This is a genomic window from Croceitalea sp. MTPC5, assembly GCF_036985505.1.
Lineage (GTDB): Bacteria > Bacteroidota > Bacteroidia > Flavobacteriales > Flavobacteriaceae > Croceitalea.
In genome coordinates, this window is the sequence record NZ_BTGQ01000007.1 from 72138 (window position 1) to 91372 (window position 19235).

The 19235-nt window shown below is 39.5% G+C and carries 20 protein-coding genes; 10 read left to right on the forward strand and 10 right to left on the reverse strand.

Annotated elements, in window-relative coordinates; translation table 11 throughout:
- The first annotated feature begins 81 nt into the window (after positions 1-81).
- From tsaD to AACM45_RS18540, 3 genes are read left to right on the forward strand one after another with little or no spacing between them, the layout of a single operon-like run.
- Entirely contained in the window at positions 82-1104 is a 1023-nt protein-coding gene (gene tsaD / locus AACM45_RS18530) for a tRNA (adenosine(37)-N6)-threonylcarbamoyltransferase complex transferase subunit TsaD (RefSeq protein WP_339144515.1), read from the forward strand.
- Positions 1105-1107: 3 nt separating this feature from the next.
- A complete protein-coding gene (locus AACM45_RS18535) occupies positions 1108-1443 on the forward strand; it encodes a TfoX/Sxy family protein (protein WP_339144516.1) in 336 nt (111 codons plus the stop codon).
- Positions 1443-2147: a 16S rRNA (uracil(1498)-N(3))-methyltransferase gene (locus AACM45_RS18540; RefSeq protein WP_339144517.1), complete on the forward strand. Its 705-nt coding sequence runs from the start codon at positions 1443-1445 to the stop codon at positions 2145-2147. The genes AACM45_RS18535 and AACM45_RS18540 overlap by 1 nt, the downstream gene beginning before the upstream one ends.
- On the opposite strand, the gene AACM45_RS18545 is transcribed toward AACM45_RS18540, so the two are convergent.
- The gene (locus AACM45_RS18545; RefSeq protein WP_339144519.1) at positions 2144-2923 is read right to left on the reverse strand and encodes a DUF1223 domain-containing protein; all 780 of its coding nucleotides are present in this window, start codon (positions 2921-2923) and stop codon (positions 2144-2146) included. The genes AACM45_RS18540 and AACM45_RS18545 overlap by 4 nt on opposite strands.
- Before the next feature lie 41 nt (positions 2924-2964).
- Here AACM45_RS18545 and AACM45_RS18550 point away from each other — a divergent pair, with 41 nt between their 5' ends.
- The 4 genes from AACM45_RS18550 to AACM45_RS18565 all read left to right on the forward strand — a co-directional run bounded on the left by AACM45_RS18550 (position 2965) and on the right by AACM45_RS18565 (position 6322).
- On the forward strand, positions 2965-3615 hold the full coding sequence (locus AACM45_RS18550; RefSeq protein ID WP_339144520.1) for a DUF4159 domain-containing protein: 651 nt from the start codon (positions 2965-2967) through the stop codon (positions 3613-3615).
- A gap of 3 nt (positions 3616-3618) precedes the next feature.
- Entirely contained in the window at positions 3619-4719 is a 1101-nt protein-coding gene (locus AACM45_RS18555) for an AI-2E family transporter (protein ID WP_339144521.1), read from the forward strand.
- 7 nt (positions 4720-4726) lie between these two features.
- On the forward strand, positions 4727-5905 hold the full coding sequence (locus tag AACM45_RS18560) for a THUMP-like domain-containing protein (protein WP_339144522.1): 1179 nt from the start codon (positions 4727-4729) through the stop codon (positions 5903-5905).
- A gap of 75 nt (positions 5906-5980) precedes the next feature.
- On the forward strand, positions 5981-6322 hold the full coding sequence (locus AACM45_RS18565; protein WP_339144523.1) for a DUF4272 domain-containing protein: 342 nt from the start codon (positions 5981-5983) through the stop codon (positions 6320-6322).
- A gap of 680 nt (positions 6323-7002) precedes the next feature.
- Here AACM45_RS18565 and AACM45_RS18570 read toward each other — a convergent pair.
- Together AACM45_RS18570 and AACM45_RS18575 are read right to left on the reverse strand one after the other, a co-directional pair.
- Positions 7003-7362, reverse strand: coding sequence for a DoxX family protein (locus AACM45_RS18570; protein ID WP_339144524.1), 360 nt, complete (start codon positions 7360-7362; stop codon positions 7003-7005).
- 22 nt (positions 7363-7384) lie between these two features.
- Positions 7385-7804, reverse strand: a complete 420-nt coding sequence (locus AACM45_RS18575; protein WP_339144525.1) for a DUF2147 domain-containing protein — start codon at positions 7802-7804, stop codon at positions 7385-7387.
- A 124-nt stretch (positions 7805-7928) separates the two neighbouring features.
- On the opposite strand from AACM45_RS18575, the gene AACM45_RS18580 reads away from it, so the two are divergent.
- A complete protein-coding gene (locus AACM45_RS18580; protein ID WP_339144527.1) occupies positions 7929-8258 on the forward strand; it encodes a winged helix-turn-helix transcriptional regulator in 330 nt (109 codons plus the stop codon).
- A gap of 186 nt (positions 8259-8444) precedes the next feature.
- Here AACM45_RS18580 and AACM45_RS18585 read toward each other — a convergent pair whose 3' ends face one another.
- Genes AACM45_RS18585 through AACM45_RS18610 form a run of 6 tightly spaced genes read right to left on the reverse strand, consistent with a single transcriptional unit; the run spans position 8445 to position 14896 of the window.
- Positions 8445-9188, reverse strand: a complete 744-nt coding sequence (locus tag AACM45_RS18585; protein ID WP_339144529.1) for a M15 family metallopeptidase — start codon at positions 9186-9188, stop codon at positions 8445-8447.
- A 1-nt stretch (position 9189) separates the two neighbouring features.
- Positions 9190-9897: a carboxylesterase family protein gene (locus AACM45_RS18590; protein ID WP_339144530.1), complete on the reverse strand. Its 708-nt coding sequence runs from the start codon at positions 9895-9897 to the stop codon at positions 9190-9192.
- A complete protein-coding gene (locus tag AACM45_RS18595; RefSeq protein ID WP_339144531.1) occupies positions 9894-10430 on the reverse strand; it encodes a 5' nucleotidase, NT5C type in 537 nt (178 codons plus the stop codon). The genes AACM45_RS18590 and AACM45_RS18595 overlap by 4 nt, the downstream gene beginning before the upstream one ends.
- Before the next feature lie 19 nt (positions 10431-10449).
- The gene (locus AACM45_RS18600) at positions 10450-12066 is read right to left on the reverse strand and encodes a sodium:solute symporter (protein ID WP_339144533.1); all 1617 of its coding nucleotides are present in this window, start codon (positions 12064-12066) and stop codon (positions 10450-10452) included.
- Between the two features lie 10 nt (positions 12067-12076).
- Positions 12077-13402: a xylose isomerase gene (xylA, locus tag AACM45_RS18605; protein WP_339144534.1), complete on the reverse strand. Its 1326-nt coding sequence runs from the start codon at positions 13400-13402 to the stop codon at positions 12077-12079.
- 15 nt (positions 13403-13417) lie between these two features.
- Positions 13418-14896, reverse strand: a complete 1479-nt coding sequence (locus AACM45_RS18610; protein ID WP_339144535.1) for a xylulokinase — start codon at positions 14894-14896, stop codon at positions 13418-13420.
- 745 nt (positions 14897-15641) lie between these two features.
- Here AACM45_RS18610 and AACM45_RS18615 point away from each other — a divergent pair.
- On the forward strand, positions 15642-17624 hold the full coding sequence (locus AACM45_RS18615; RefSeq protein ID WP_339144537.1) for a tetratricopeptide repeat-containing sensor histidine kinase: 1983 nt from the start codon (positions 15642-15644) through the stop codon (positions 17622-17624).
- 473 nt (positions 17625-18097) lie between these two features.
- On the forward strand, positions 18098-18505 hold the full coding sequence (locus tag AACM45_RS18620; protein WP_339144539.1) for an EthD family reductase: 408 nt from the start codon (positions 18098-18100) through the stop codon (positions 18503-18505).
- 48 nt (positions 18506-18553) lie between these two features.
- Here AACM45_RS18620 and rpiA read toward each other — a convergent pair whose 3' ends face one another.
- Positions 18554-19231: a ribose-5-phosphate isomerase RpiA gene (gene rpiA, locus AACM45_RS18625; protein ID WP_339144540.1), complete on the reverse strand. Its 678-nt coding sequence runs from the start codon at positions 19229-19231 to the stop codon at positions 18554-18556.
- Positions 19232-19235: the final 4 nt, after the last annotated feature.

Sequence of the window (19235 nt, forward strand, 5' to 3'; positions counted from 1 at the left end):
CAGACCTTAGCAGTATTTTCCGAAGTTTTTTGATAACGTTTTACCTTTTATCTTTGTCTGTCAACTTTTATTCCAAAATAGGTGAAAAGTCAAGAAAACTTTATTCTGGCCATAGAATCGTCTTGTGACGACACATCTGCCGCTGTACTCTGCAATGACACCGTACTGAGCAATGTTGTTGCCACACAACATATTCATGAGCAATATGGGGGTGTTGTACCCGAGTTGGCATCGAGGGCACATCAACAAAACATCGTACCGGTGGTACACCAAGCTTTGGCCAAGGCAAATATCGCTAAAAAACAACTATCGGCAATAGCTTTTACGAGAGGTCCGGGCCTTATGGGATCTTTATTGGTCGGCACCTCATTTGCAAAGTCAATGGCCTTGGGCCTGGGTATTCCCTTAATTGAGGTCAATCATATGCAAGCGCATATCATGGCCCACTTCATAAAAGGGGATGAACAACCACCACCGAGCTTTCCGTTTTTGGCGATGACCATCAGTGGCGGCCATACACAGATCATTCTGGTCAAAGATCATTTTAATATGGAAGTCTTGGGCGAGACCCTTGATGATGCGGTCGGGGAAGCTTTTGACAAAAGTGCGAAACTATTAGGACTACCTTACCCTGGTGGACCTTTGATCGATGAGTATGCCAAAAAGGGTAATCCAAAAGCATTTGTTTTTCCAAAACCCAAGGTTGAGGGATTGCATTTTAGTTTCAGCGGACTGAAAACAAGCATACTGTATTTCATTCAAAAGCAACAAAAGGCAAACCCGGATTTTGTAAAAGAAAATCTTCACGACATTTGTGCCTCCATTCAATTCACTATCTTAGAAATTCTAATGGACAAATTGAAATTGGCAGTGAAGACGACCAAAATCAAACAAATAGCTATCGGGGGTGGTGTCGCTGCGAATTCTGGAATTCGATCTAGACTTAAAGCTGCGGAAACTGATTTAGGTTGGACCACCTATATTCCGAAGTTCGAATATTGTACCGATAATGCGGCGATGATCGGTATCGTAGGATATTACAAATACCTTCAACAAGACTTTGCATCACAAAATATCGCTGCAAAAGCGAGGTATATCCTGTAGACAATGGATTATAATGAGGACTTAACACGCAGGATACGGACAGCTTTGAAGATCTTCCCAGAAATTTTCGAAGAAAAAAAGATGTTCGGTGGCCTTGCATTTTTGTACAAAGGCAAAATGACAGTTGGCCCCATTAAGGCAAGGTTGATGGTTCGGGTTCGAGATGCGAAGATGGCCAGTGAATTGGCCAAACCCTTTGTAGAACCTATGGATTTCACGGGCAGGCCAATGAAAGAATTCATTTATGTATTACCCGAAGGATACCAATCTGAAGAACAGCTCCATTATTGGATAACGCTGGGACTAGAACATGCGAAACAAAAATTAAACGAAAGTTGATGCAACTATTTTACGATCCATCCCTTGATAACAGTTTCAAACAATTTTTCTTTTCACCAGAAGAAAGCAAACATATCGTAAGGGTACTTCGTAAAAATGAAGGCGACGTTTTACACATAACCAATGGCCGGGGTTATTTATATGAAGCGAAGATAATCAGTGCCGATGCAAAAAAGTGCAAGGCACAGTTGATCAAGGAAGAACGTACCATACCGAGGTTGCACACGCTACACCTCGCCGTCGCCCCCACGAAAATGAACGATCGGTTCGAATGGTTTCTAGAAAAAGCCACCGAAATAGGCATTCATGAAATTACCCCTATACTTTGTAAAAATTCAGAAAGAAAGGTCATTAAACCAGAACGGCTTGAAAAAGTATTACAATCGGCCATGAAGCAATCGTTACAGACCTTCTTACCCAAATTGAACCCTATGGTCACTTATAAACAGTTTGTACAAAGCACCAAAGCAGATCTTAAGTTCATCGCCCATTGTCAAAAAAGTGAAAAAGTGGAACTCAAACGTCGTCTACAGGCTGATAAGGACATCATTATCTTGATAGGCCCAGAAGGTGATTTTTCATCGGATGAAGTGAAACTGGCCTATGAAAATGATTTCTTGCCAATTTCCTTAGGAAGAAATCGTCTACGAACGGAAACCGCCGCAATTTATGCCTGTACCGTAGTGGCTGTTATCAACAATTAGACTTTCGATTTTACCGCGCCGGTGATATCGGTTTCTTTATTTTCAATTACCAAAATTAAGGTTAAATCATCGGATGCACTGGCCAAACTGGGGATCGTCAGACTAGAGGTACCCCTTGCAGTATTCAACGGAATGTATTTTTCGGCAATCACGACATTGGCATTTTTAAGCACCCGGCTTCGGTTTTCACCTCGTTTTACCGCTGTGGTACGTTCATCCAATACCAAGACTGCCCGTAATTGCTTATCGTTCAACGTTCCCTTTACCGTATAATCAAAAGTGATGCTGCGACCGTTTTCTTTTATATTGGATAGCTGAATATCGTTGATAACCTTCTGTTTACCGTATTCTTGAATTTTAGTATCCAATTTGTACCCATTCGAACCTACGAAATGCTCTTTACCGTTGACCACCAACTGTGGGGTATAGTTGCTTCTCGATTTAAATTTTTGATTGTAAGCCCTTTGCTTCTTGCTAAAGGTCGATTTGCTAAAAGGGTCTTCCCATCCAATATAGTTCCAATAATCCACATGATAGGATAGTGCGAATACCTTTTCAGGAAAGTCTTTTTTGGCTTTATCCAATAAAACATCCGCCGGGGGGCAACTAGAACATCCTTGTGAGGTAAAAAGTTCCAACACCACCACTGCGTCATACTCACCTAAAACTGGCTTTTCTTCCCCATTCTTTGCATTTTCCACTTCATTCATCGTATAGAATGCCGTTGTTGTCAACCCGACGAATATTACTATTGGTATTATGATTTTTTTATACATTATATTCGGTATTTTTGATTTTATCGATTATTCGCGTTTTGATGAAACAACTTACTTTGGGGTATTGTTTTTTAACTTTTTTTGTGATAACCACAATACAATCACAAGAGGTCGCCATTCTAAAGTATGGTGGCGGTGGCGATTGGTATTCGAACCCTACCGCATTACCCAATTTGATTGAATTCTGTAATAAGAACATCAACACCCAAATAACAGAAAAGCCCCAAACCGTAGAAGTGGGTGACCCCACTATTTTTCAATTCCCCTTTTTACATATGACTGGCCACGGTAATGTTTTCTTTTCTGACGAAGAGGCAGAAAATTTGCAGACCTATCTTTTGGCCGGTGGCTTTTTGCACATTGATGACAATTATGGCATGTACCCGTATTTAAAAAGGGAACTCAAAAAAGTTTTTCCTGATGAGGAGTTGGAGGAATTGGGTAGTGACCACCCTGTTTTCAGTCAAAAATTCCAATTCCCTGAAGGATTACCAAAAATTCATGAACACGATGGAAAACGACCGCAAGCCTTGGGTATCTTTCACGAAGGTCGCTTGATACTGCTGTTCACATACGAAAGTGATTTGGGTGATGGGTGGGAAGACCCCTCAGTACACAATGACCCTGAGGAAATTCGTTTGAAAGCCCTACAAATGGGGGCCAATATCATAGCCTATGCCTTTAAAACCTAATCTATGAACTCAAAAACCATTGCAAATGGTATTCTTAGGGCAGTTTTTATCATAGCTGCAATCGTAATCACTTTCTATTTTTTGATTGAGATCCAATCGGTATTGGCCTACTTGGCCATCGCTGCCGTAATCGCCTTGTTGGGTAGGCCAATAGTACTATTCTTAAGGAGGAAATTGAAGTTTCCGAACACTTTGGCCGTGGTTCTGACCATGTTTTTGATGTTGGGGGTTTTCATTGGCATTTTGGCGCTTTTTATCCCGCTGGTGAATGAACAAAGTAGGAACCTTTCCCTGTTGGATATTGAGGCCTTGAAAGACAACCTAAACAATTTATATCTCGAGATTACCGATTACCTGGGCATTTCTACCGCCAACGTTGACGAGATCATAGAAGATTCTGATTTGAACAAGAACATCATCGAAGGCCTAGACCTGAATTTTATACCAGATTTCTTGAACTCGTTTTTCAATGTGCTCAGCAATTTTAGTATCGGGCTTTTCTCGGTTCTATTTATTTCATTTTTCTTCTTGAAGGATAGTAAACTATTTCAAAACGGCCTCATGACCTTCGTACCGAGTACCAAAGAGGGTAGCCTGGTTAAATCGATTGACAAGATCAATAACCTGCTGTCTAGATACTTTGGGGGCATTTTACTCCAGCTTTTTATTTTATTCATTATTTACACCATCACCCTGCTTATCGTCGGGGTTGAAAATGCGATCGTAATTGCCTTTTTATGTTCCCTCTTTAACATCATTCCGTATGTGGGTCCGATCATCGGTGGGGTCATCATGATCACCCTTACAATGACCAGTTATTTAGGTGCTGATTTTAGCTCGGTAATCTTAGCAAAAACATTGTATGTCCTTATCGGATTGTGCATTGGGCAACTCATCGATAATTTCTTTTCGCAACCCTTTATTTTTTCGAATTCCGTCAAGTCGCATCCGCTTGAAATTTTTTTGGTCATTATCATAGCGGGATTGCTTTTTGGAGTCGTGGGAATGGTCATCGCAGTACCCGGCTATACTGCGATAAAGGTAATTTTAAAAGAATTTTTGAGCGAAAACAGCATCGTAAAAAAGCTAACCAAAGACTTATAGCAACAGTTTGAATGAATCTATTTTAAAATCTGGTGTACAGGATTTTATAAAAAATAATTGGGATACTGACATCGTGTCAGTATTGCTAAAAAAGCCTTTTTTTGACGGTGTTGGCCAAAAAGAATTGGTGGAGCAGCTAGAAGCCAAAAAAAAGTGCCGATATAAACTCCCGTCTTGGTTCAATACCCCCAAAATATACTATCCAAAAAAGTTGCATATTGAGCAGACCAGTTCAGAAGCGACTGCCGAATACAAGGCCGATTTGATACATGGAAAATCACTGCTCGACATCACTGGGGGATTAGGGGTCGACAGCTATTTCTTTTCAAAGAAATTTGATGACATCATTCATTGTGAAATGAATGAAAACCTATCTGAAATCGCAGCCCATAATTTTAAGGTCTTAGGGGTGAAAAACACCACTTTTAAAATCGGCGATGGTATCAAATTTTTGAAGAATTCAGACCTAAAATTTGACTGGGTTTTTGTGGATCCCTCGCGCAGGAATGAGGTGAGGGGTAAAGTATTTTTATTGCAGGATTGCCTTCCGAATATTCCTGACGAATTGGATGCCATTTTTCAGAAAACCAAAAATATCTTGGTAAAGACCTCTCCCCTCTTGGATATTTCGCAAGGAATCTCAGAATTGAAATTCGTAAAGGAAATTCATGTGGTTGCCGTTAAAAATGAGGTCAAGGAATTGCTATGGATTTTAGAAAAAGGCTATCAAGGTGAGGTAGCGATCAAAACGGTCAATCTTGTAAAAGATAAAGAACACCATTTTGATTTCACCCTTTCGACGGAAAAAGGGATTGTTGCAGAATTAGGATTGCCAGGTACCTATCTCTACGAACCCAATGCCGCCATTCTGAAATCAGGTGGTTTTAAATCTATCGGAAAAACCATGGGTGTAAAAAAATTGCATGAACATTCGCATTTGTATACCGCTGACAGATTGCTGACCTTCCCCGGACGTCGCTTCAAAATTCAGAATGCCTTGACTTACAACAAAAAGAAACTTCAACAGCTTGGGCTGACAAAGGTCAATATCACTACGCGTAATTTCCCTGAATCCGTTGCTAACCTCAGAAAAAAGTTCAAACTGAATGAGGGTGGTGACACCTATCTGTTTTTTACCACTGATTTAAACAACCAACGGATTGTGATTGTTGGCCAACAGCTATAAATACCATAATTGGGTATCTTAGTATTCTATATAAAAGATATATGATCATTGATGATATATCGTTGTTGTGCATAATTGAAAAAAAATGTGGTTTCAAAAGAAAATAAACCTGAAAAAGTAAAAGATAGGAATACAAAACAATTGCGTTCTTCTGGAATTGAAGTAATTGAACATCTGCCCTATTTAGATAATCCTGAATTTAAAGAACCAAAAGAAATTGCGCGTAGAACTTTGGTTTTGAAGGCATTATTTCAATTACACCTTCAAGCACCAAGAGAAATAATAAAGAAATGGCTTGAAGAAAACGGACTTTTAACGAGTCTAAACGTTAAGGAGTTGAAATATTTGCAAACGGAATATTCTGAATTACCCGAACAAACTCAAACCGATATTTACTGGTTTGTAGAAGCTATTTAGACTTTTGCTTGGGTTGGTGGATTTCATAACAATCTGACTTTGAACACTGGTGTAGAAGATTCACTTGCTACATTAATTCCTAACATTGCGAAAAATGAACCAGCCGAAAAATTTATATCTAAATTCAAATTGAGAAATCAAGTCGATATCTTTGAAATGTTGGACAAGTTTTATTGTGCTCATTAGTTCGCTCGAAATAACAATTTGACTGAAAAACAATCGGACAAAGTTGATTTGGACATAATAATGGAAAGAAGAAAAGCATTAGAATATACAGTTTACAAAGAATTTGACTGGAATGAGATTTCTCTTGACACTTAAAAAACTATGCACAACACGGTGTATAAAACATAGCTATTAAGTACTAAACCTAGAGGCTTGTACTTATTTGCAAAGACCGCCAAATTTTTAATTTGGCTTTTAAAAAGAGAAAAATTAAAAAACAAAATATAAAAATTCGACTCTGTGTTAACCCGAAAAGTCAGTGTCTTTTTTCACACTAAGTTTCATATACAAGACCGTCAGACTATCTCAAAACCTATCATTTTAATTTTGATATTCGGGAGGTGTCTTTGAAAAATCTCAAATACGATATTCTCAGAGAGGTAAAATTAGTTTTGAGATAGACTGCCGTTACCTACAAGCTGAAAAAACAGCTCTGAAACGAAATTGGTTGATATTCAATGAAACGTTATTGAAAAGCTTGGGTCAAGAACTAAAGCTATAATAATAAATACTATCATAAGCACAGCAGGAATATTCCTTTCTCGAAAATTATGCCTTAATACAATGTGTGAGGCTAATCCACCAACAGCAAAAGGTAATAAACAGATTAAAGAAAAGGGTCGAATATTGGCTATCCAAAGACCGAAGACGCCTATGATTTCTACTATGCCAATCGTACGCATTACTATTCCCCCATTATTCATCTCTTCCATACGGCTTTTCATTGGTTCTTTACCAATTAATTTTTGAGCGCCAGCAATTAGGTATATTAAACTTATAATCCCCAAGATTCCGTAAAAAATTATTGATTCCATATTCAATTTTTATTTTTTAAAATTATTTATTTGCTTTTGTGAAAATTTCTGTTCTGCCCAAGAAAGAAAAACCAACATAACCTCTAACCTTTAAATCGCTTTTATCAATCCACATTATAGAATTATAAGTCTTACCACTTTCTGGGTCATAAATTTTCCCATTTTTATATTTTCCGTCAATGAAGACGAAATCCTTTAAGAAAATCATTCCGAGTAAATCTCTTTTTCTAAGTTCCTCATTCGGGTTATTAATATCCGATTTAGATTCTCTCGTCCACACAAATTTTCCGTGATATTTATTTCCCTCTTTATAAATTTCTATTTTTCCATCCTTTTTGGGCGACCAATAAAATCCTAAAACAGCATCATTTGATTGCGCAAATAGCATAGTATTACTGTAATTTAATATTATAAAAAGTCCAAAAAGCAGTTTAATATTCATATTATATTCTAAATACATTGCAAACATAAATTCAATACTATACTTTTGCAAGTAGTAACCAAAAAGTATATTAATTTCATAAACTATAGCTAATTGATTTATAAACTATTATATAAAAAATAAAATGCAAGAATGTGAAAATAAAGTATCATCGCTACAATTTATTATGAGAGTTTTAGGAGGAAAATGGAAAATTCATATTCTATCAAAACTATATTTTGGAAAAAAAAGATTCAAAGAATTAGAGAGAGAAGTAGTAGGAATTTCACCTAAAATGCTAAGTAAGGAACTAAAGGACTTAGAAGCAATCGGAATAGTTAAGCGAACCACCTTTAATACAGTTCCGATCACGGTAGAATATGACCTAACAAAAGAAGGACTAACATTAAAACCAATTCTTGACCAATTAATGGAATGGTCAATTGAATTTAAATCGTTAAATGCCAGTAGGTAACATTGTATATAAAAAATAGCGCAAGCTTATGCTAACATTAAGGTTTGGGCATTTTTGGAAAGTTGCCAAATTTTTAAATTTGACGATTTCCAATAAAAAATAAATGTGAAATTTAAAAATTCGGCTTGTGTTTAATCTAAAAAGTTAACGCTTATTTTCAGTGCTACTTTTCATGTACGGAGCCGTTCACTCACAATCCCACTTAAAATCAGCGACCTTATCATTGGAGCCAGCCGATAAGTTATAATGCCACCACTCCGTTCTAATGGACCAAAAGCCATGGGCCTCCATGGTCTCTTTTAGCAGTTTTCGGTTGTTCAAAATATTTTGGGGTAAATCCACATGGTCGTGATGTGCCCTCTTCCCGAAAAAATCAAAATCCGTACCCATATCCAGTTCATTACCCTCTAAATCAACCAAGGTAATATCTACTGCCCCACCCTTGTTATGGATAGAACCTTTTACGGGATTTGCCACATACTGCGGATTCGGCATTATAGCCCACATCTTATACTGCACCGAATTGGGGCGATAACAATCATAGAACTTGATTCGGTATCCCTTTTCCATGAATTCCTTGTTGGCAGCTAGCAGTGCCTTTGCTGTTTTTACGCGGGTATAGCACTCCGCACAATCATAGACTTTGGCCTTTAAAAAATTATTCTTGGTGGCATAACGCATATCATAGGCGAAATCGGTACTAAAATCTGCCAATCTAATAAACGTGGTGTCGGCTAGCCCTGTAAGAGACTTTAATTGAACCTCGGCTACAATACTATCTTCCGGCGCTACTGGAGCTAGTATCGTGTCTTTAGCTTCGGTCTTTTCAAAACCCACTTCTTTCGATTCCAATACGGGTAAAGATGACGATGAACTACGTTTGCATCCCACTAAGCAGACGACAATGACCAAAAAGGTTATCCTGCACATATCATTCCCGTTTTTGATCTGCAATCCATTCATAAAGCCCATCAGTAGTATAAGCCCGGGTCCATGAATTGTGCCCCACACCCTCGTAACGGGTGTAATTGACATCATAGCCCATTTTTTTTAATCTGGCTACCATCTGATCTGATTCTTCAACCGATATGGACGCATCCTCATCCCCATGGAATACCCAAATGGGCATGTTTTTATCTATCCAATGCGCATAGGGAATGGGCGCCATACCACAAACCACGACCAAAGCAGCCCATTTATCGGGGTATTGAACGGCCATGTTCCATGCGGCCCCTCCCCCACGGCTCAATCCGGTTAAATAGATCCTTTTCGGGTCTACCCTATTTTCGGCGATAACGGAATCCAACAATTGGGTTATCGCCTCAACATTCCACCATTTTTTCTGGTGCGGATTCTGGGGGGCCAAGACCAAAAAAGGGAATTCCTTACCTTCTGCCAACAGTTTAGGGGGGCCGCTCTTCTTTATTTCATCTAAATCGCCTCCAGATTCCCCCCCTCCGTGTAAAAATAACAACAGTCCGAAATCTTTGTCCGCATTACCTTCATACGCTTGAGGATAATACAGGTAGTATTGCAGATTTTCCGTCGAGACAGTCTCCAGTTCCCCCTCAATAAGGCGGCTTTGTCCTGCACATCCCGTCATTAAGAGCGATACCACTACGACGAAAAAGTTTTTCATTTCAATAATCTTTCTCCAATTTCCAACCATGAATCCACTCTTTCAAAATCATTTGTTCCCGTATTATGGGGTGACGTAAATAAAAGCGTACGACCTTCAAAATGCCTTAGGTTATAACTTCTATCATCAATCAAAACATCACCTTTTAAAATGTGCTTATCCCCACACAAAATTCGATTTTGCCATGGAATAAATGGAAAAAAATCGTCTAGCCATTCTGATTTTTCAAGAAGCGAATTCGGAAACTGCATTGCAGCTGAGGCAATGTAGACATGATGCAGCTTGCTCAACTCCTTAAGCACGTCTTGACTATGCTCGATAACCTTTAAGTCTCGAAAATAGTTTACCTGCCAGGCATGGTCCTTCACACGCTGTTGGTGTTGTTCAGGCACGCATTGCCAAAATTCCTTACCCAGACAATCCATTTTGGTGAAATTGCCCTCGTATTCTTCATTATAAATATCGATATGGGCTTGATATGAATCGGCAATTACCTCGTCCATATCTACAAAAATGGTCATTTCTTTTTTCAAAACAGTTCTTATTACTATGTTATCCCGTGAAATAGGAAAGTACACCTATAACCACTACAATCAATACCAGCGACAAAATGATATCTACGGTAGAAATACTTTGTTTGTTCAATTTAATATCCTCTTCGGTCAAGGTTCCTAAAGAGAGCCCTCGAATAGCCGCATAATCGGGTGGATTGGTCGCCAAGGTCACCGATATACAAATGATTACTGAAAAAATGAACATAAAAATAGCCATATGGGCAAAATTGATAGTCGCAAACGATAGGAAAACCCCCGAAAGGTCCATTTGATAGATTTCTGCCATAATACGGAGCGCTGCCACTACCAAGCCGGAAAATAAGGTAACGATTGCCGCTTTGGAATTGGTTCGTTTCCATAGAATGCCCAACAAAAAGACCGCCGTTATGGGTGGTGCGATATACGATTGTACACTTTGTAAGTATTGATAAAGTACTCCGCCACCTATTTTTTCCATAATCGGAATCCAAATAATGCCCAAAACAACAACAATGGAGGTAGCTACCTTACCTATTCTAAGCAATTTCTTCTCGTCGGTCAGCGGTTTTAGCTTTTTATAGATATCAATCGTAAATATCGTGGAGCAAGAATTAAATACCGAGGCCAACGAACTCATTAAGGCGGCCATTAATCCCCCTGCTACCAGGCCTTTTAAACCAACAGGCAAAAGGGTCTTTACCAAAACCGGAAAGACCTCATCACTTTTTTCGTAGGTCAATACACCTTGTTGGGCAAGGGCAAAAGCAATAATACCGGGTATTAGAAAAATAAAAATAGGCAACAATTTTAGGTAGGCCCCAAAAATCGCCCCTCTTCTTCCTATTTTGATATTGTTAGCGGCCAAGGTCCGTTGTACGATATATTGGTCGGTACACCAATACCAAATTCCTACGATGGTACCTCCAATCAGCATACCCGTCCATGGAAAGTCGGGGTCATTTATAGGGCGCCACATATTGAAATGCTCGCTACCTGCCGCCAAACGTAATTCTTCCCAGCCACCTACTTTTTCAAGGCCTAGGTAGGTAATGATCAAAGAGCCTGCAATCAAAATCACGGTTTGCAAGGTTTCAGTATAAATAACGGCCTTCATACCGCCGATAATAGTGTAAGCTCCCGTAAATACAACAATACCAATGGCTCCATACCAGAATGGAATCCCCAATAATTCAGACACTACGATACCCCCGGCATAAATGGTTACTGAAACTTTGGTGATCACATAGCCCACCAGTGAAAAGACGGATAAAAACCATCGGGACCGACTATCAAAACGTTTTTCTAAAAACTCGGGCATCGTAAACGCATTGCTGCGAAAATAGAAGGGCAGAAATAACCAGCCTAATAATAATACGATCCAAGCATGCAATTCATAGTGGGCCATGGGCATACCCGATTCAGCACCGGTACCTGCTAGGCCAACAACGTGTTCCGATCCTATGTTCGATGCAAAGATCGAGGCCCCGATTACGAACCAACCTACATTTCGACCTGCTAAAAAATAGTCTTCGGTATTCTTGTTTTTTTGTAGCACCACCCAAACGGCCACCCCTATCAAGGCAAAAAGATAGGCCCCTAATACCCACCAATCCGCGGTTTCCAATATCGATTCCATAGGCGGATTACTAACTGTATTGATTTAAAATATTCTCAAACAACTCTTGTTTACCGCTGGTCTGTTTTGGTTCTCCGTTGGCACTTGCATGATCGTACAAATCGGTCAAGGAAAGTTTACCTGAAACAAAATCCGCCCCTTTTCCTGAAGCAAAAGATCCGTATCGTTTGCCCAACAAATCCTCATATGGAGAATTTTGAATGACGGCATCAGCAACCAACAAAGCACGGGCAAAGGTGTCTGCACCGCCTATGTGGGCCAAGAAAATATCATCCAAATCCGTTGAATTACGTCTGGTCTTGGCATCAAAGTTAACCCCTCCACCTTGTAATCCTCCGGATTTTAGAAATACCAACATGGCTTCTGCGGTCTCCATTACATTATTCGGAAATTGGTCGGTATCCCAGCCATTTTGATAATCACCCCGGTTGGCATCTATACTTCCCAACATGCCGGCATCTGCTGCAACCTGCAATTCATGCTGAAAGGTATGTTGGGCGAGGGTGGCGTGGTTCACTTCAATGTTCAATTTAAAATCATTCTCCAATCCATAGGCCCGAATCGTATTTATCGAAGTTGCCGCATCAAAATCATATTGATGTTTGGTCGGTTCCATAGGTTTTGGTTCGATGAAGAAGGTGCCTTTAAAGCCCTGGCTTCGGGCATAGTCCTTCGCCATATTCAAGAACCGACCAATATTATCTTGTTCCAATTTCATGTTGGTGTTCAAAAGCGACATGTACCCTTCTCGACCACCCCAAAAAACATAGTTCTCGCCGTTAAGGGCCATGGTAGCATCCAAGGCGATTTTCACTTGCGCCCCGGCCCGAGCCACAACATCAAAATCTGGGTTGCTGGCTGCACCATTCATATATCTTGGATTGGAAAAACAATTGGAGGTCCCCCAAAGCAACTTCACCCCTGAGGCCTCTTGCTTATCTTTCAAATACGAAACAATGTGTTGAATTCTTTTTTCTGATTCAACAAGGGAACCCCCTTCATCGATTAGATCAAAATCATGAAAGCAATAGTAATCAAACCCCATTTTGGTAATGAACTCAAAAGCTGCATCTGCTTTATCCTCAGCTGCTTTTAAAGGGTCTGGGTGGGTAGACCAGGGAAATTGTTTGGTACCCGGGCCGAAAGGATCACCACCAGTACCACATAAGGTATGCCAATAGGCTACGGCAAATTTAAAATGATCGCGCATCGTCTTGCCTGCGACTACTTGATCCGGATTATAAAATTTGAAGGCCAACGGGTTATCAGACTCTTTTCCCTCGTATTTGATCTCACCGATTCCTTTAAAAAATTCTTTTTCTCCTAAGAGTGCCATTGTTATGAATATTAGTTAGTTAATTATTGATTCCAATTCGTGTTTCCACTTTTCATACGCCTTTTGATAGTCCGTTTTATGCTCAGTGGGATGATAGGTCTTGATATAATCATGCTCCATAAATGAGGAAAAGGTATCATATCCCTTTTCAGGGATAGCGCATGCCCTAGCGGCCCCTATTGCTCCTGTCGTATTGTAAATCTCAATATCTTGCCCTGTTAAGGTAGCAATCGCATTTGAAAACAGCGCTGAGCGAAATAAATTATCATTGCCCGCTTTCATCACGGTTGCTTTGATTCCATCAGATTTCATGATCTCAATACCATATACAAAGGCAAATGCGATACCTTCCAATGCCGCCCTGCATAAGTGTGCCTTAGAGTGCCGGTTCAAATTCAAATTCAAGATTCGGGTACCTACTTCTTTATTGTCAAGCATTCGTTCGGCCCCGTTACCAAAGGGAATTATTTGAACACCGTTTGCACCAATTTCAACAGTATCGGCCAAGGTGTTCATTTCATCATAAGAAGAAACCGATAAATTGTTCAACAGCCAGCGATACTGTATTCCTGCACCGTTTACGCACAACAACTTCCCAATGTTTTTTTGATTATTCTCACCGTAATTGACGTGGGCGAAATTATTTACCCGTGCCGTCTCCTTAACCGAAAGATTATCGGTAATCGCGTAGACCACTCCAGAGGTGCCACCAGTTGCGGCAATTTCGCCTACATTGAACACATTTAGGGCCAAGGCATTATTGGGCTGGTCGCCTGCGCGATATAGAATAGGAGTCCCCTCGGCCAATCCGCTTTGTTGGGCACCTAAGGTCGATACGGTGCTTTGCGTACCAAAAGTTGGTACCAATTCAGGCACTATGGCCTCAGGTATATCGTAATAGGCTAAAACATCTTGCGATATGGTATCGGTCTTAAAATCCCAGAAAACCCCTTCTGACAAACCGGAAACCGTCGAATTGATAATGTTCGAAAGGCGAAAGGCGATATAATCGCCTGGAAGCATAAACTTATCAACCTTGGCAAAGACATCGGGTTCATTACGCTTTACCCATGCTAATTTAGAAGCCGTGAAATTAGCTGGTGAATTCAATAAGTGTCCATCACATTTGGTTTCTCCGATGTCATGATAGGCTTTGCTACCAATGTCAACAGCACGACTGTCGCACCAAATTATGGATTTTCGTAATGGGTTTCCTTCCTTATCAACCACGACCAAGCCATGCATTTGATAGGCTATACCCACACCAATAATATCTTTTGCATCAATATTTTGGGTCGTCTTGATACGTTGTATCCCTTTGCAGACATGGTTCCACCATATTTCGGGATCTTGCTCGGCCCAACCACTGTACTCCGCGTACATCGACATTTCTTCTTCGGGCTCTTGTACTACGGTCACTTCTTCGCCCGTATCGCTTTTGACCAATGCCACTTTTATTGAAGAACTGCCCAAATCTATCCCTAGGTAATACATTCCCATTTTGTTTAACGTAAAGCTTTAAATTTAAGGAATGTTTTAGATTAATGGGCAAAAAAATGGTGTTTACCATCCTTACTATCATAAAATGATAATACTAAATAACGAAAGACGGGGGTATCAACGCCCAATGGTAAAAATACTTCTGCCAAAAACCGATGGAATGCTACTTAAACCCGTCTTTTTTAGGTTAAGAATCAACTTGGCATAGCCTAAATCATTATTTTCAATAATAGGGATGAACCTAGTATTTTGGGTTCAAAAAATAATAAGAAGTCCTAAAGACTGTAACCAATGCCCTATTTTGTTTAACTTTTGTCTTTCATTCCCAGTTAAAGATGCTTCATACTTTTAGTACCCTTAAGACTGGTTCACAGGTACTTTACACCAAGGTCATTTAAAATAAGACCTTTTTGTATTATTTGAACAATACAATGTAAGATATTGATTTTCAAATACATAAAATAAAAGTAAAAAATAGTCAAGTGTCATGACTTTGAAAAGTGCTATTATTTTTCACTTTTTTGACGTTTTTAGACTTTAATGAAAGTACCTTGAAGGTAAAGTTAACTTATAATGCTTTCACAAGCCATTTAATGAAGTAAAAACTTAAACAAAATCAGGTGCTTAACTTGAATAGGGACGGTCTATGAATTACAGGGGTACACCTGTATATTTATGATGGTAGAAATAGAACGATGGTGTATTTAAATACCTACCCTACTCGAACACATGTCGTATAATGAAACCAATTACTTTAAATCTTCCGGTAGCGAAACTCTTTGTCATTTTCGCGTTCTTATCTTATTCAACGGTTAATGCACAATTTGTAGATTTAGATAGTATCAGAACCCAATTAAAATCAGTTAAGAACGATACGGCCAAAGTAGATCTGCTCTATTTTTTATCACGATATTCATTACCGGATAAAAAAAAGACATTTTTTTACGCTGATAGCATGATAGCAATCTCCACGACCAAAGGTTATCATGGAGGTTTGGCCAAGGCCTATTTTTGCAAGGCGCTCGGGCATCTTGAGCTCGGGGATTACCATAAGGCACTTGAATTCGCGGAAATGGCCCTAAATAAGTCAAAACGGGCCAAACTTCGAAAATTTGAAGCATTCTCGTACAATACATTCGGAGAAATATATCAACGTAAGGGTGAATATGTTCGGGCACGTGACGCCTATATCGCCTCTGAAAAAATCAAAAGGGATTTAGGGGATTTGAAAGGTTTAACGGTCAGTCTGTACAATGTAGCACTGCTCAATCTAAAAATGGGCCTCTATGATGAATCCATTGCTTATTTTCAACAGGTAAGGGATAATTCAGTGGCCATGGGAAGGGGTAAAATCGCCGATATACTATATCAGAATTCACTCGGATATGTTCAACTGGAGCGTGGTGACATTAAAAATGCCATAACGAACCTTCAGGCAGCATACGATTCTTTTGTGGCTATGGGCAACCTTAAAATGTTTGAAAATTTGGTAGCTGGTCGTTTGGGTAGGGCACTTCTGGCTGACGGACGTATTGATGAAGCTGAAATGCACTTAACTCGTGTTTATGCATTTATGAAAAACAAAGAGGAGGCCGAAAAAACTAAAGAAGCCCTGTTAGACTTGGCAGAAATACTATATCAAAAAGGGAATTTCGAAAGTTCGTCCAACTTGGCAGAACTGGCCTTATCAGGAGCTGCAAAGAGCAATGATGTCAAAGGTCTTTTTGATGCCAATTACATTTTGGCCCAAGCTTTGAACAAAGAAGGTAATTTTAAAATGGCCTTTCATCATTTAAATCAAGCTTTTAAATATAAAGATACGATCTTGAACGAACGTAAGCAGAAAGAGTTTGCCGAAATGCAATTGCAGTATGAAACTGAAAAGAAAGAAGATGAGATTACCTTATTATCCGCTCAGAACCAAGTCGTAACTTTAAAGAACAGCCGACAACGACTAGCCCTTACGGGTGGTGGAATTTTATTGATACTCGTTTTGTTGCTTATGGGTGTCTATTTCAGTAAATATCGGCAGAAGAAAATAGCGAATGAATTGCTTGCCGAACAAACCGAGGAGATTAAAAAACAAAGCAATATCATTTCACAGGCGCTGGATGAAAAAGGAATGCTGTTGCAAGAAATAAACCACAGGGCCAAAAACAACCTCTTTATTATAGAAAGCCTGTTGAATGCCCAGATAAATGAAACGAAAAATGTAGAAGCTAAGGCAATAGTTCAAGAGAGCAGGCAACGGGTGCACAGTATCTCCCTACTTCACCAGCAGCTTTTTCAAGCTGATACCCCGGCAGTAGTAAATATGGGGAACTATCTTGAAAAAATGATCAAAAGTCATTTCGATCACTTCCCAACGGTTCGCGTAACCAAGCAAATAGATGATTTGATACTTGATTCTACTAGGGCCGTTGCCTTAGGGCTTATAGTCAATGAATTGATTACCAACAGTATTAAATATGCATTTTCTTATGATAAAGGAGGTGAGCTATATATAGGCCTCAAGAAAAAAGAAGATCTACTCTATCTAGAGGTCAAAGACAATGGCAACAATACGGAAAATAATATCGCGCAAAATAAAATCCCAAACAAAAAATCCTCCTTATTTGGTAAAAAATTGATCAAAGGCCTTACCCGGCAATTAAGGGGAAGCGTCGATTTTATCAAAGAAAGCGGTTATAGCGTTTTGATAACGATTCCTTTGCGCGCATAAACAAAGTTTCCCTAAAGGCAATGCATATACCAAATATATAGGTCAAAGCGATAGTGGGCATTTTAAGCTTGATTGTACTTTCCTATTTCTTGGGGAAGAAATAATGACGTTAAGGATTTTCATATCGTTTATTTTTAGGAATATACTTCATACTTTTTTCGAAATTGGTCCGTAAAAAATCAGACGTATTCGAGAAGCCGTATACAACAACATAAAACCATTGAAATAGGCCGGGTTACTGTGGGTAATAACTTAAAAATATGTGGTACCGCTGATAATTTCAGACAGATCAAGCGGATATGATGAACTGCCCCTTGTTCAAAATGCATACACAGCTTCAGACATCGCACTGACCAAAATTTTGGAATAAAAAGAAATCTTGATAAGGAAGAAGGAGGCTTTTTAAAAAATCGTATTTTTAAAAAAAAGGAGGGAGCTTCAATCATTTGGAACGCCCATTAATTTGAACTAGAATGAAAAGAACGATCACATACCCATTGGCATTCCTGGTGTTAATTCTTATAAGCTGCCAACCACCTTCAGCTAAAAACACAAAAAAGGAAAAAGGCATGGTCAAAGTAGCGATACTGTACCCAAGTGGTGACGGAAAGACATTCGATATGGATTACTACGCCGACAAACACATGCCGATGGTTGCCGATCTATTCGGTGACCCTTTAAAGCGCTACGCTATTGATAAAGGGGTGGCTGGTAGAACGCCTGAAGATCCCTTGCCCTATGTGGCGGTCGGTTATTTTTATTTCGATACACTTACAGACTATCAAAATGCTTTCAGCGCCAATGCAGAAAAAATTTTAAGTGACATTCCCAATTATACGAACATTCAACCCGTTGTTCAAATTAGTGAGGTTGTGTATTGATTTAATGGGGAGCGACGGTGTTGGGGAAAGTAATACGCAACATATAAATCAGCTTTTGTTTTTTTCAAAAATCGTTATGCTTTCGTCCTTCCCCATGATGATATAGTCCGCTAAATCTAAAAAAAGACCGGTTTCCACAACACCGGGCATGGCTAAAAGGGTATGATTGAGTTCATGTAGATCATCAAAGCCAAAAGCATCCACATCGATAATGACATTGTTTTCATCAGTTTCAAAAGGCACTTCATTTTTGACGCGCAAGGCAGGCTGCAATCCCATTTTTTCCAACTTTCGCAGGATACCATTTTTGGAAAAGGGAATGACCTCTATGGGCAACTTGAACTTCCCCAGCTTTTCCACCTGCTTTGATGAATCGGTAATGATTACATTTTGTTTTGAATTATAGGCTATGATCTTTTCCCTGAGCAGTGCACCACCACCACCCTTTATCATTTGCAATTTCGAATCGAATTCGTCCGCCCCATCAATATTGATATCCAAGATAACGGCTTCATCAAGGGTCGTCAATGGTATGCCACATTGTTTGGCCAAATCCGCCGTTCGCTGTGATGAGGGAACACCAGTTATCGATAAGCCATTGGTAACCCGTTCTGCCAGGGCATGAATCATATAGGTCGCCGTAGAACCTGTTCCCAGTCCCACGATCATACCATCCTCAACCAGTTCAACGGCATGTTCCGCGGCAATCTTTTTTTCTATGTTCATAGTG